Genomic DNA, 12,506 nt, shown 5'->3' with positions numbered 1-12,506 from the left:
CTTTGTAATTGATTACATCTATTTCACCGGCCAAAAAACAGGTAAAAAGCCCTACTGGTTTCGAGTCAAAAAATAACTATAAAAAAATACCACCCCCATAAAAAAACAGCTCTAAGGACATAGCCTTAGAGCTGTTTAACGTTAATTCCGTCAATAAATTATATTTTAACGTTTTTAACGGGCCATGAAGTCTACAAGCTGTTGCTCATCCCAGACTTCGATGCCAAGTTCTTGAGCTTTGGCCAGTTTTGACCCAGCAGCTTCACCAGCAACCAGCAAGTCTGTCTTCTTAGAAACACTTCCCGTTACTTTGGCACCCAGATTTTGCAGTGCTAACTTGGCATCTGAACGCGTTAACTGCGACAAGCTGCCTGTCAAAACAACAATTTTTCCTTCCAGAGGCAATTCAGCATCATCAGCGCGCTTTTCAATCGCCGGCCAATGGATACCGACCTCGATAAGATCTTCAATCACTGTTAGGTTATGCGCTTCACGGAAGAAGTTATAAACATGGGCAGCAACTATCTCACCAACATCTGAGACTTCAACCAACTGCTCTTTGCTTGCGGCTTCAATCGCTGACAAGGTTTCGAAGTGACCAGCCAAGTTAGCTGCTGTCGCCTCGCCCACTTCTCGAATACCTAACGAATATAAGAAACGTGCAAGTGTGGTTAGCTTAGAGGCAGCCAGTGAATCCACAAGCTTTTGTGCAGACTTCGGCCCCATCCTTTCCAATACGGTTACTACACCCGCTGACAGTTTGAACAGATCAGCTGGCGTTGCCACCATTTCGCGATCAACAAGTTGTTCAATAATTTTTACGCCACAGCCATCCACATCCAATGCTTTACGAGATACAAAATGCTTCAAGGCTTCTTTTCGTTGTGCCTGGCAAAAAAGACCGCCAGAGCAGCGAGCAACAGCTTCACCTTCCACTCGTTCAACTTTTGAATCACAAACCGGGCAAGTCTGAGGAAAAACAATCGGCTTAGCATCGGCTGGACGACGGGATTCAATAACAGAGGCAATTTGCGGGATCACATCACCGGCCCGACGGATCACCACCGTATCACCGACCATTACGCCAAGACGGGCAATTTCATCGGCATTGTGCAGCGTTGCATTACTGACAGTCACACCACCAACAAAGACAGGCTCTAATTTTGCCACCGGGGTAATTGCACCGGTTCGTCCAACTTGGAACTCAACATTTTTCAACGTGGTGAGTTCTTCCTGAGCCGGGAATTTATAGGCAATCGCCCAGCGAGGGGCGCGAGCGACAAAGCCAAGCTGCTGCTGAAGCGCAATATCGTCAATCTTGATCACCACACCGTCGATTTCATACGGCAGGGCTTCACGCTTATCACCGATCATCTGGTGGTAAGCAATCACTTCATCCATGCTGCCCAATTGGCGGATCTCCGGACACATCGGCAGACCCCAGTCTTTTAGCTGGACTAAGCGTTCATACTGGCTTGGTGCCAGATCTAAACCTTCCACGATCCCCACTGAGTAAGCATAAAAACTCAAAGGGCGAGTCGCGGTGATCTTTGAGTCAAGCTGACGCAAACTACCTGCAGCTGCATTACGGGGATTGGCAAAAGCCTTTTCGCCTTTCTTCAACGCTTTTTCATTCAGCGCATCAAACCCTTTTTTCGGCATGAATACTTCGCCACGGACTTCAAGGCGAGCCGGCCAACCTTCACCGCGAAGTTTCAACGGTATCGAACGGATAGTACGAACATTCTCAGTAATATTTTCCCCGGTAGCACCATCACCTCGGGTGGCTGCCTGGATCAATACGCCATTTTCATACATCAAACTTACCGCCAAACCATCTAGTTTCGGCTCACAGCAGTAAGTCAGCGAGGATTCCGACAACAAGCGATCCAACATTCGTTTCTCAAACGCCTGAAGGTCGTCATCATTGAATGCATTGTCCAACGACAGCATCGGAATTTCATGGGTGATCTGGGTAAAGCCGTCAAGCGGCTTACCACCAACTCGCTGACTAGGGGAATCCACGGTCACAAGCTCTGGGGATTCAGCCTCAATTGCCAGCAACTGCTGCATCATACGGTCGTATTCAACATCAGGAATTTCCGGGTTGTCTTCTACGTAATAGCGGTGACCGTGATAGGCGAGAAGTTCACGCAACTCGTCGAGCTGCTGCTGAATGTCGTGGCTCATATATGTACCTGTTCTAATACCAAGTCGCTTTACCCTCTACGGGTTAGCTCGGAAAAGGATATAAAAAAACAAGGCCCCTTATACCAAAGCGTATAAAGGGCCAATTTGTATTCGTTCCACTCAACGTGGTTATAACTTATCAGTCAACAGTATAACGTTGGGCTTTATCTCGGTAGCCGCTGATCCGATGTGGAGTGATCAGGTTACGTTCATGATCAAGCACATCACCACCTAGGCTATCAGCTATACGCTGAACGGTTTGCAACATAACGTTGAAGCTCTGGTCTGCCCGACCAACCGCACAAGGAAGCATCAAATAAAATGCAACTCCCGGCGTTTCAAAGCTATCGCTACCGCCTTCAGGGAAATGCGCCGGATGTACCATATTGGTAACGCTAAAGATAGCAGGCCCAGTACCAGCCGCATCAACATGACGATGATAGACTGAGTTTTCACCAAAAATCAGGTGGTTTTGCTCAAAGGCATTGAACAAGCGGCTGCCGCGGAATAACTCACCATTACGAGCATGGATATTCAGCACCAGATAGTCAGGAGGAAGCACTTCGGCCTCCGCTGGTTGTTCTGGCTCTTCAACCGGCTCCGGGGCTTCGACGTCTAAGTTCGCTTCAACGACAGACTCGAACGCTGCAGGCGCTTCCGCCTCCGCTGTATTGGCTGGCTGGCTCAATTCAGGAACAACGGCCTTAACTTCTGCGGCAGAAGCATTCTGTTCTGGGTTAGTTAAACTAGCGGCGTGTTGAACAACTGGCTGAGCACTTTCGATTGACTCAATGGATACTGTTTCATTAACAGTTACTTGCTCTGCACTTTCAACATTTAATACAGGCTCGACTTTTTCAGCGACCTTATTGTTAGGCTGCTGAATAGGAGACTGCGGCGCGATCGGCTCTTGCTTCACAGCTTGCGGCTCAACTTGAGTATGAGACTGTGACTCAGCTAGCTGAGTACGACCCAAAGGCGCAGGTGCTGACACTTTCTCGACCACGGGCTCTTCAGTCGGTATGTTCTTAACTTCAGGAACAGTAGCCGCTTCATTTTGCACAGCTGCTGGAGGAGGAGTGGCAATAACTTGCCCGTCCAACAGCGGATCAGCACCCAGCTTCGCACCAAAGTGCAATTCTGGCTCTTTCCTTTCCTGGCGTGGCGAATCCGCAGTCGCGGTTTCAGAGCCTAAAACCCTGACATTACCAACACCATCCTTATCAAAACCTTCCGAATCTCGGGAAGCCTTATCCAACTTACCCAGTGGCTTCTCACCAAATTTTGCAGGCTTTTCCTTTCGGCTACTCCACAATCCGTGAAGTAATAGCCCTGCAATAGCAAGCGCACCAACAATAATAAGAACCAGACGCAATTCCTGCATATGAATACTCTGAATTTACTTTTAACCCATAACCGGGTAAATCAACATCAGGATTACATCCTCTGGCAAGCCAGTGTGTAACCTCAACTACTTAGCTTGGCACTTTTTATCACAAACTGACATGACATTATGACAATAAAGTGCAAATTAAAAAGCCAACGACAGCCCTACACTGAAGTCATTTACAACATTCATTATGGACTTAACTTTACTCTAATGTATCAAAACTCAAATCAGAATGAGAAGGCGAATGTCGTTATTCGTTCAAGATAGTGCTACCGAACACAAAAATGAACAAGCTTTGACCGTTTTTGCCATCATCTGGTCGACTCGAAACGGCGTTAATTTGCTTATAGCTATTAATCACCGTTACTATCAATGCCAACACAGATCACCCATTTTTGTATTCTGATTACTTGCCAAGGAGCCTATATGCAATCATCCCGGCAGCCCCACCCCCAACTTTCAGCCCCGTTGAGTGGTGCCGGTTATTTCTTTCGTGGTATTTCGCTGGCAACCCAGCCGGGTACACGGCGCTTCGTGCTATTCCCACTACTGATTAATATCGTTCTTTTCGGTACGGCATTTGGTTTAGTGCTAAGCCAGCTAGGGGCATGGATTGACGGTTGGATGAACCAGCTGCCAAGTTGGCTCGACTGGCTTTCCTATCTACTGTGGCCATTGCTTGCCATTGCTACCTTGGTCACCTTCTCCTACCTGTTCAGCACAATAGCCAACTGGATCGCCGCACCTTTCAATGGCCTACTCGCCGAGCACCTAGAAGCCAAGCTAACCGGCCAGAAAGCACCAGATACTGGGATCACAGGCGTGATGAAAGATTTTCCGCGGATCATGCACCGCGAGTGGATCAAGCTGAAGTATTACCTGCCCAAAGCTATCGGGCTATTCATTTTGCTGTGGATCCCTGCCGTTGGCCAGACAGTCGGTCCGGTACTGTGGTTCTTGTTCAGTGCCTGGATGATGAGTATCCAGTACGCCGATTACCCGTTTGACAACCACAAGGTCCCTTTCACGACAATGCGCGACGCACTGAAAACCAAGCGCGGTACATCCTTGAGCTTTGGTAGCTTGGTCATGCTGTGCACCATGACACCTATCGTCAATTTGTTCGTGATGCCAGTAGCCGTTTGTGGCGCAACGGCCATGTGGGTCGACCACTACCGCGAGCAGCACCGTTACTATTAATTATGGGGCTAGAGCCTAGTTCCTAGAGCTCTGGGCTCTGGGCTCTGGGCTCTGGGCTCTGGGCTCTGGGCTCTGGGCTTTACAGAAACCATTTACGATTATCATGGAGCGTCAAACTGCTACTTCCAATTTATACTCCTTCTAGGAACTAGGATCCCGTTCTTCCTGTTTTTCCTGTACTCCCTCTAGAAACAAGTTTCTCATTCCTAGCAGTCCCATATAACAATAAGATATAACTACAAATTACTTTGCAAACGTTGTTTAAAGGTTATGCTTAACGTGTCTTATGTTTTTAAACGCGTTACGAAGGAACGACAACAATGAGCAAGATCTACGAAGATAACTCCCTGACAATTGGTAACACTCCGCTCGTTCGCCTTAACCGAGTTAGTAAAGGAAACGTATTGGCTAAGGTTGAAGCCCGTAACCCTAGCTTCAGCGTTAAATGTCGTATCGGTGCCAATATGATTTGGGATGCCGAAAAGAAAGGTATTTTGAAAGAAGGTGTTGAGCTTGTTGAACCAACAAGTGGTAACACAGGTATTGCTCTTGCGTTTGTTGCTTCAGCCCGAGGCTATAAGCTAACGCTAACCATGCCAGAGAGCATGAGCCTTGAGCGCCGTAAGCTGCTAAAAGCGCTGGGTGCAAACCTTGTTCTGACCGAAGCACCAAAAGGTATGAAAGGTGCTATCGAGAAGGCAGAGGAAATTGTCGCTTCCAACCCTGAGAAATACCTGTTGCTTCAGCAGTTCAACAACCCAGCAAACCCGGAAATTCACGAAAAAACAACGGGGCCTGAAATTTGGGATGCGACCGAAGGCGACGTCGATGTGTTCGTTTCAGGTGTTGGTACCGGCGGTACACTGACAGGTGTTAGCCGATATATCAAACAGCAGAAAGGCAAGGCAATTACGACGGTTGCTGTCGAACCATCCGAGTCACCGGTTATCACTCAAGCGCTTAATGGCGATGAAATCAAGCCGGCGCCTCACAAGATCCAAGGTATTGGTGCAGGCTTCATTCCTGGCAACCTTGAACTTGATTTGATTGATGAAGTTGAGCTTGTGAGCTCAGAAGATGCGATTGATATGGCACGCCGCCTGATGGAAGAAGAAGGCATCTTGGCAGGTATTTCTTCTGGCGCGGCAGTAGTCGCAGCAAATCGCATCGCTGAACGTCCGGAATTTGCCGGCAAAAACATTGTTGTTGTGCTACCAAGTTCAGGTGAGCGTTATCTGTCATCAGCACTGTTTGCCGGCATCTTCACCGACAAAGAAACCCAACAGTGATCACACTTTTAGGTGTTACCACTCCGATAGTGACCCAAAAGCCTCCCTCTGGGGGGCTTTTTTGTTGCATTTTGACCGAAGCTTTAATATAAATCCGTTGTGTTTTATTTTTAGCTTCAAAATAAAAGGTCAAAAAACAAACTGGCCGAAGTTAGAAAGTGAGAAAAGTCACTAAAAATTGACTTGGATTAATCTCAAACACCGAACTGTTGGGTAGTTTATAATCCCAGTTAGCGAGCTTAGCGTAAACAGGTTAAGCTTACTTTCAGTTACGTTAATATTAAATAAATAATATCTATATCGGGGTGAAAAATGTATCAGAAGCAAGTTGAGATCACTGCAGAAAACGGTCTACACACTCGTCCAGCGGCTCAGTTCGTTAAAGAAGCAAAAGCTTTCGAAGCTGACATCACAGTGACTTCAAACGGCAAAAGCGCAAGCGCTAAGAGCCTATTCAAGCTTCAGACTCTAGGTCTAGTAAAAGGCACAGTAGTAACTATCGCTGCTGAAGGTGCTCAGGCTCAACAAGCTGTTGACCACCTAGTTGCTCTAATGGACGAACTGCACTAATACGCAGTCTGTTTATTACTTCCCCTAGTTTCAAGTATATTTTAAGGTAAGGCTATGATTTCAGGTATCCTGGCGTCTCCTGGTATTGCTTTTGGTAAAGCACTACTTTTGCAGGAAGAAGCGATTGTTCTAAACAAAGCGCCAATTACTGCGGACCAAGTTGAGAGCGAAATTCAGCGTTTCTTCGACGCTCGAAAAAAATCTTCTGAGCAACTAGAAGTTATCAAAGAAAAAGCACGCGTGACCTTCGGTGAAGAGAAGGAAGCCATCTTTGAAGGCCACATCATGTTGCTTGAAGATGAAGAGCTAGAAGAAGAAATCATAGCCTTCATTAAAGAAAACAATGCCTCTGCTGATCTTGCTATCTACAGCATTATCGAAGAGCAGGCAGCAACGCTTGAGTCATTGGATGATGAATACCTAAAAGAACGTGCTACCGACATCCGCGATATCGGTAACCGTTTTGTGAAAAACGCACTAGGTATCAGCATCGTCAACCTAAGCGCTATCAATGAAGAAGTTATCCTGGTTGCTAACGACCTGACACCTTCTGAAACTGCGCAAATCAACCTAGATTACGTACTTGGCTTCATCACTGATATCGGTGGTCGTACTTCGCACACCTCTATCATGGCCCGTTCTCTAGAGCTACCTGCTATCGTAGGTACAAACGACATTACAGCTCAGGTTAAGAACGGCGATATGCTGATTCTTGATGCAATCAACAACAAGGTTGTAATCAACCCATCTGACGCTGAAGTAACCCAATTCAAAGCGATCCGTGACGCAAACATTGCCGAGAAAGAAGAGCTAGCAAAACTTAAAGATTTGCCAGCTATCACTCTTGACGGTAAGCAAGTGGAAGTCTGCGGTAACATCGGTACAGTAAAAGACTGTGACGGTATTAACCGTAACGGTGGTGAAGGTGTTGGCCTGTACCGTACCGAATTCCTGTTCATGGACCGCGATGCACTTCCTACCGAGGAAGAGCAATACGCAGCATACAAAGACGTTGCAGAAGCAATGCATGGCGAGCCAGTGATCATCCGTACTATGGATATCGGTGGTGACAAAGATCTACCTTACATGGATCTGCCACAAGAAATGAACCCATTCCTAGGCTGGCGTGCGGTTCGTATCAGCCTTGACCGTCGCGAAATCCTACGCGACCAGCTTCGCGGTATCCTACGTGCATCTGCGCACGGCAAGATCCGTATCATGTTCCCGATGATTATCTCTGTTGAGGAAATCCGTGAACTGAAAGCGGCGATTGAAGAATACAAAGCAGAACTTCGCACTGAAGGCTTGGCATTCGACGAAAACATCGAAATCGGTGTAATGGTTGAAACACCAGCAGCAGCAGCAATCGCTCACCACCTAGCAAAAGAAGTTGAGTTCTTTAGTATTGGTACTAACGACTTAACCCAGTATACTCTTGCTGTTGACCGTGGTAATGAGCTGATTTCTCACCTTTACAACCCACTATCACCTGCAGTCCTAACAGTGATCAAGCAGGTTATCGATGCTTCTCACAAAGAAGGCAAATGGACAGGTATGTGTGGCGAGCTAGCGGGTGATGAACGTGCAACCCTATTACTTCTAGGTATGGGCTTGGACGAATTCAGCATGAGCGGAATTTCTATTCCACGCATTAAGAAGATTATCCGCAACGCTAATTTTGCTGATGTTAAAGCAATGGCTGAGCAAGCGCTTGCTATGCCTACTGCTGCTGAAATTGAAGCTCACGTAGAAAAATTCATCGCAGAAAAGACCATCTGCTAATATAGCTGCAGATAGAATAAAAACGCTTAGGAGCAACGATATGGGTCTGTTTGACAAATTAAAGAAGCTGGTTTCTGATGACAACACTGAAGCTGGTGCTATCGAAATCATCGCACCACTTTCTGGTGAAATCGTAAACATCGAAGATGTGCCAGATGTTGTTTTCGCAGAGAAAATCGTTGGTGACGGTATCGCTATCAAACCTGCTGGCAACAAAATGGTTGCACCAGTAAACGGTACTATCGGTAAGATCTTCGAAACTAACCACGCTTTCTCTATCGAGTCTGACGACGGCATCGAGCTATTCGTTCACTTCGGTATCGACACAGTTGAACTGAAAGGTGAAGGCTTCACTCGCATCGCAGAGGAAGGTCAAACTGTTAAAGTTGGCGACACTGTTATCGAATTCGATCTAGCACTTCTAGAAGAGAAAGCGAAATCAACTCTTACTCCAGTTGTTATCTCTAACATGGACGAAATCAAAGAGCTGAACAAACTTTCTGGCGCAACAACTGTGGGTGAAACTCCAGTTCTTCGCATCAAGAAGTAAGATTGTTTCAATCTTTGTTAAAAAGCGCTGCCCTCGGGCGGCGCTTTTTGTTTTGGGAAGAACCTGGTTTCTAGAAACAAAAAATCCCCGATCAAGGATCGAGGATTTATCATTTACTCTGGTTCTGCTTTTGCTCTTCCTAGGAACTAGGATCCAGAACCTAGGAACTCAGTTTCTATAACGAGTTAAGCATCTCGACTGAAGGTGCGAAGAAGTAAGCACCGGTTACGGCTGTCGTGAAACGCAGCAGCTGATCGGTTTTACCGTCTGTGTGACCATACATGCTCTCCAGCATCGCTTTGAAGTTATGCTGGGTGTGACAGTATGCGATGAACAACAAGCCGTGATCACCGCTTACAGAGCCATATGGCAAGCTATGACGAACTATCTTCAGTCCCTTACCTTCTTCTTTAATATCAACACGACCAACATGTGAGGCTGCCGGAACGTCTTCCAGTTCGATAGAGTCAGGTTTGGTACGGCCGACCACTTTCTCCTGTGCCTGGATATTCAAGCGATTCCAAGCCGGTAGGTTGTGGACAAAACGCTGTAGCATCACAAAGCTGCCACCAGCGAAGTCACCCTCTTTGATCAGTGCAACATCCTGGCGCGCTTCTAGCGTTTTCGGGTTCTCGGTCCCATCGACAAAATCAGTCATATCGCGTGAATCAAGGTATTTGAAACCGTAGGTTTCGTCCATGATTTCCACATGCTCGGCGATTGGTGAAATAAATTGGCGCAGTAGGTAGAAATTCAAGTCATGGCGGCTTGAGTTAAGGTGCAACAGAACATCGCCGCCAGTCGCTGGAGCCGTAACTTGACCTTCACCTAGCGCTTCGAAATCATCGAACTCTGCTGGCGCCCCTTTTTCTAGAGATGCCCAAAATGTCTTGCCGAAAGCAATACTGGCACGAAGTTCAGCGCCCGGCTGCTGGCTGTTGATCTCATCGACCAATGTATGAACTTGCTGGCAACGCTCAATAAGCGCCTTGGTGTCACCTGTTGCCTTCATGACAACATACAATGCGAACGGTCCTGCTTCAGGCAAAATCAAAGGTTGTGCCGTAGCCATATTTTTCTCCTAACTTATTATCGTCGTTCATACCCAAAATGGCTTAGGTATACAACATTATGATGCTCAAAGTATAACGAGATTACATCAAGGAAAATTGATCATTGTCAGCAGAGCTGAGCTTACACAAGGCAAATCAATCACGTAAATGCACAATATCACCAACGGTTATATCAATTATTACAAGGTCATACTCATCGTTCTCTCACCCAAGCAGCTTATAATAACGCTGAAAAGCTCTGAATTGTTCAATTAGTGTCTAATTTAACCTGCTATGATGGGGTGAAATTTATACAATCACAACATTAGCTCAAATCAATAATAAGGATAAGATCATGGAAACGGGTTCATCATCATTTCCGACTAAAGACGTAGCTGGCACCCTCTACCAAGCCAAACAAACCCAAAAACTGGTTGATACCCACCAGGCGAGTACAAACAAGTTTGAGGATGATCCGAAAAAAGATCCTGACACTGTTGTTATCTCGGCCGATAACAAAGCACAAACCCAAGAAGACCGATTAATCATCAAGAAAAAGGTGGCCGATGCCATTAATGATCATCGTCCCAACAAGCCTAACTTCTATAGCCAAAACATCACCCCAGACACGGGTACAGGCAGTGGCTCTGTGCTAGATACTGCAGTTTAAGCCTTCCAAGCTACAGGCAGCAAAAAGCCCGCAACCGCGGGCTTTTGAATATCTCAAGGTGATCTTTAGTGTTATACCGACGTCACTTCAACCTGAAGCTTCACCTGCTGATCACCACTGTTATCCAGACCTTCGAACTTCGTTGGCGTATTTAGGCCAGTAGATAGCGTTGGCGATACCAGTGTGCGCCAGCCGCCGTCATCGAGTCGCTCTTGGACCTTGAACGCAATTTTCACTTCCTCTGCTGACACTTCCAGCAATTCGGCACTGCCAACTAATTCTCGGCTGCTATCTTCGCTATCAAAACTGCTACCAAAGAAGACTGTCTCTTCTCCAGGCAATAATGACAGCGAGGTATTCACCGACTGGGTACTACCTGTCGCACCCGTCAGTTCAAAATTCACATCTAATAGCCAATCGGCCATGGCTAACGGGCTTAGCAGTGCGCTGAACAGCACCAACCCTTTACCCCAATCACTCATTGTACTTACCTCTCTACGGGCTTGTCCGCAAATGTATTTCTGACCCTAGAGCTTCTAAGCAGGTACCCTCCAAGCCAGAATGTCAGCAGCAGGCTGACCGCTCGGGTCCAGCTGAAGGCCCCGTGGGTCAACATCAGCTGATACATTTGCAAAACACAATCTGTTGTATAGGTCAGCAATAAGATCCCTTTCCCATGCTGCCATACCAAATTTATTAATTTATTATTTTTGTGTCGGTAACCGGCCAGCCACATATAGATAAGTGCAGGGAGTCCCAACAGCATTGCCAGATATAAGTTATCTCGCAAGGGATACAAAACTTCCAAGATTTGGGCACCTTGCTGGCGACTTGCTCCCGCCATGACAAAAATGACCCATCCCTTGGCACTGAACAACCAGCAAAGCCACAACATGGCTGATGGTTTCAACAAGCCATGCTTGTCGAAAGCTTCTATCGGATATAACACTTCTTTTCCCCGTATCTCACTGCTTAGTCTGCAATGGAGGTTTCACCATGGTATTTCAATAGCCAATTTTATCTTTGGCTGTGATAGGCATGATTTTATCTACGGGAGCCGATATAACAACACTGTTCAGTACTAGACACACCTTAATCTATCTGGTCACAACTACCACTCAGAGTGGTAATTTCTGTGGTTCAACGCACTATTTGAGCGTTCATCTTGTAGGTAAGATCACGTTTTGTGGGATGAGTAAGGTGATTTTTCTAGTTTTATTACAGAAATCACATCAGAAATAAATATGCTCACTTTCTAGTGATTTACCGGAATACCCATTAATATTCATCATGTTAATGGATATTAATACAAAATACCGCCTGTTCAGTATTTGTTCATGTGATGTAAGATTCCTACCTCTTTAGAAGGATGAAAATGACAGAGATGTGCGAATTGATATTGACGACGGTATAATCCAACGACAGAAAATGATGGATCGGATTAACGATGGTAAACAAGAAACCTCAAGGGACTCCGTCCCCAGAAACCCAAGCAGAAGCAATGAAGATTGCGCGTGCAACTCAAAAGCCAGGGCAAACCAAAGAACAAACTAAACTGATAGCCCAAGGGATCCAGCACGGTATCGAGCAATACAAAAAACAGCAGAAAGCCAAAGCCCGTGAACGTGATAAGCTACGCAAGAAGCAAACTAGGGATAGAGCCCAAGACATTGAGGACACGACTGTAGAAACCACAGAACCACGGCAAGAGATCGTCGAGAGTAAACAACACTGGCTCCCGTGGTTGTTGTTGCTTGCCTCTTGGCTGGGCTTTATTGGTTACCTTCAACTCGGTTAAATCTAACAAGGACTC

General features: G+C 46.3%; 12 protein-coding genes. 7 read left to right on the top strand and 5 right to left on the bottom strand.

Features of this window, described 5'->3' with window-relative positions; translation table 11 throughout:
* Nucleotides 1–174: 174 nt before the first annotated feature.
* Nucleotides 175–2,190, bottom strand: coding sequence for an NAD-dependent DNA ligase LigA (ligA, locus tag ACVA58_RS15940; RefSeq protein WP_446511394.1), 2,016 nt, complete (start codon nt 2,188–2,190; stop codon nt 175–177).
* Nucleotides 2,191–2,329: 139 nt separating this feature from the next.
* Nucleotides 2,330–3,574: a cell division protein ZipA gene (gene zipA, locus ACVA58_RS15935; protein WP_446511393.1), complete on the bottom strand. Its 1,245-nt coding sequence runs from the start codon at nt 3,572–3,574 to the stop codon at nt 2,330–2,332.
* Nucleotides 3,575–4,006: 432 nt separating this feature from the next.
* Between zipA and cysZ the strand changes: the two genes are divergently transcribed.
* From cysZ to crr, 5 genes are all read left to right on the top strand, one after another.
* Nucleotides 4,007–4,780 (top strand): sulfate transporter CysZ, encoded by a 774-nt coding sequence (gene cysZ, locus ACVA58_RS15930; protein WP_446511392.1) that lies wholly within the window; start codon nt 4,007–4,009, stop codon nt 4,778–4,780.
* A 320-nt stretch (nt 4,781–5,100) separates the two neighbouring features.
* A complete protein-coding gene (gene cysK, locus ACVA58_RS15925) occupies nt 5,101–6,069 on the top strand; it encodes a cysteine synthase A (RefSeq protein WP_446511391.1) in 969 nt (322 codons plus the stop codon).
* Nucleotides 6,070–6,381: 312 nt separating this feature from the next.
* Nucleotides 6,382–6,639: an HPr family phosphocarrier protein gene (locus tag ACVA58_RS15920; RefSeq protein ID WP_446511390.1), complete on the top strand. Its 258-nt coding sequence runs from the start codon at nt 6,382–6,384 to the stop codon at nt 6,637–6,639.
* A 54-nt stretch (nt 6,640–6,693) separates the two neighbouring features.
* Nucleotides 6,694–8,421, top strand: a complete 1,728-nt coding sequence (gene ptsI / locus ACVA58_RS15915; protein WP_446511389.1) for a phosphoenolpyruvate-protein phosphotransferase PtsI — start codon at nt 6,694–6,696, stop codon at nt 8,419–8,421.
* 40 nt (nt 8,422–8,461) lie between these two features.
* On the top strand, nt 8,462–8,971 hold the full coding sequence (gene crr, locus ACVA58_RS15910; RefSeq protein ID WP_428655123.1) for a PTS glucose transporter subunit IIA: 510 nt from the start codon (nt 8,462–8,464) through the stop codon (nt 8,969–8,971).
* Nucleotides 8,972–9,146: 175 nt separating this feature from the next.
* Here crr and ACVA58_RS15905 read toward each other — a convergent pair whose 3' ends face one another.
* Entirely contained in the window at nt 9,147–10,043 is an 897-nt protein-coding gene (locus ACVA58_RS15905) for a Dyp-type peroxidase (RefSeq protein ID WP_446511388.1), read from the bottom strand.
* Nucleotides 10,044–10,378: 335 nt separating this feature from the next.
* Between ACVA58_RS15905 and ACVA58_RS15900 the strand changes: the two genes are divergently transcribed.
* Nucleotides 10,379–10,693 (top strand): hypothetical protein, encoded by a 315-nt coding sequence (locus ACVA58_RS15900; RefSeq protein ID WP_446511387.1) that lies wholly within the window; start codon nt 10,379–10,381, stop codon nt 10,691–10,693.
* Nucleotides 10,694–10,764: 71 nt separating this feature from the next.
* Here the strand turns inward: ACVA58_RS15900 and ACVA58_RS15895 are convergent, their stop codons facing one another.
* Both ACVA58_RS15895 and ACVA58_RS15890 read right to left on the bottom strand, forming a co-directional pair.
* Nucleotides 10,765–11,175, bottom strand: a complete 411-nt coding sequence (locus tag ACVA58_RS15895) for a hypothetical protein (protein WP_446511386.1) — start codon at nt 11,173–11,175, stop codon at nt 10,765–10,767.
* A gap of 5 nt (nt 11,176–11,180) precedes the next feature.
* Nucleotides 11,181–11,642, bottom strand: coding sequence for a DUF2919 domain-containing protein (locus ACVA58_RS15890; RefSeq protein ID WP_446511385.1), 462 nt, complete (start codon nt 11,640–11,642; stop codon nt 11,181–11,183).
* A gap of 498 nt (nt 11,643–12,140) precedes the next feature.
* On the opposite strand from ACVA58_RS15890, the gene ACVA58_RS15885 reads away from it, so the two are divergent.
* Nucleotides 12,141–12,491, top strand: coding sequence for a DUF2956 domain-containing protein (locus ACVA58_RS15885; RefSeq protein WP_446511384.1), 351 nt, complete (start codon nt 12,141–12,143; stop codon nt 12,489–12,491).
* Nucleotides 12,492–12,506: the final 15 nt, after the last annotated feature.

The sequence above is a fragment of the Photobacterium sp. DNB22_13_2 genome, assembly GCF_052873915.1.
The sequence above is the reverse complement of the archived record's forward strand: the minus strand, read 5'-3'. Positions and strand labels throughout refer to the sequence as shown.

What these genes read in the sequence shown, in the direction of transcription:
- cysZ (WP_446511392.1), top strand. Translation starts at nt 4,007, where the DNA reads ATGCAATCATCCCGGCAGCCCCACCCCCAACTTTCAGCCCCGTTGAGT.
- ligA (WP_446511394.1), bottom strand. Translation starts at nt 2,190, where the DNA reads ATGAGCCACGACATTCAGCAGCAGCTCGACGAGTTGCGTGAACTTCTC.
- cysK (WP_446511391.1), top strand. Translation starts at nt 5,101, where the DNA reads ATGAGCAAGATCTACGAAGATAACTCCCTGACAATTGGTAACACTCCG.
- ACVA58_RS15900 (WP_446511387.1), top strand. Translation starts at nt 10,379, where the DNA reads ATGGAAACGGGTTCATCATCATTTCCGACTAAAGACGTAGCTGGCACC.
- ACVA58_RS15905 (WP_446511388.1), bottom strand. Translation starts at nt 10,043, where the DNA reads ATGGCTACGGCACAACCTTTGATTTTGCCTGAAGCAGGACCGTTCGCA.
- ACVA58_RS15920 (WP_446511390.1), top strand. Translation starts at nt 6,382, where the DNA reads ATGTATCAGAAGCAAGTTGAGATCACTGCAGAAAACGGTCTACACACT.
- ACVA58_RS15885 (WP_446511384.1), top strand. Translation starts at nt 12,141, where the DNA reads ATGGTAAACAAGAAACCTCAAGGGACTCCGTCCCCAGAAACCCAAGCA.
- zipA (WP_446511393.1), bottom strand. Translation starts at nt 3,574, where the DNA reads ATGCAGGAATTGCGTCTGGTTCTTATTATTGTTGGTGCGCTTGCTATT.
- ACVA58_RS15895 (WP_446511386.1), bottom strand. Translation starts at nt 11,175, where the DNA reads ATGAGTGATTGGGGTAAAGGGTTGGTGCTGTTCAGCGCACTGCTAAGC.
- ptsI (WP_446511389.1), top strand. Translation starts at nt 6,694, where the DNA reads ATGATTTCAGGTATCCTGGCGTCTCCTGGTATTGCTTTTGGTAAAGCA.
- crr (WP_428655123.1), top strand. Translation starts at nt 8,462, where the DNA reads ATGGGTCTGTTTGACAAATTAAAGAAGCTGGTTTCTGATGACAACACT.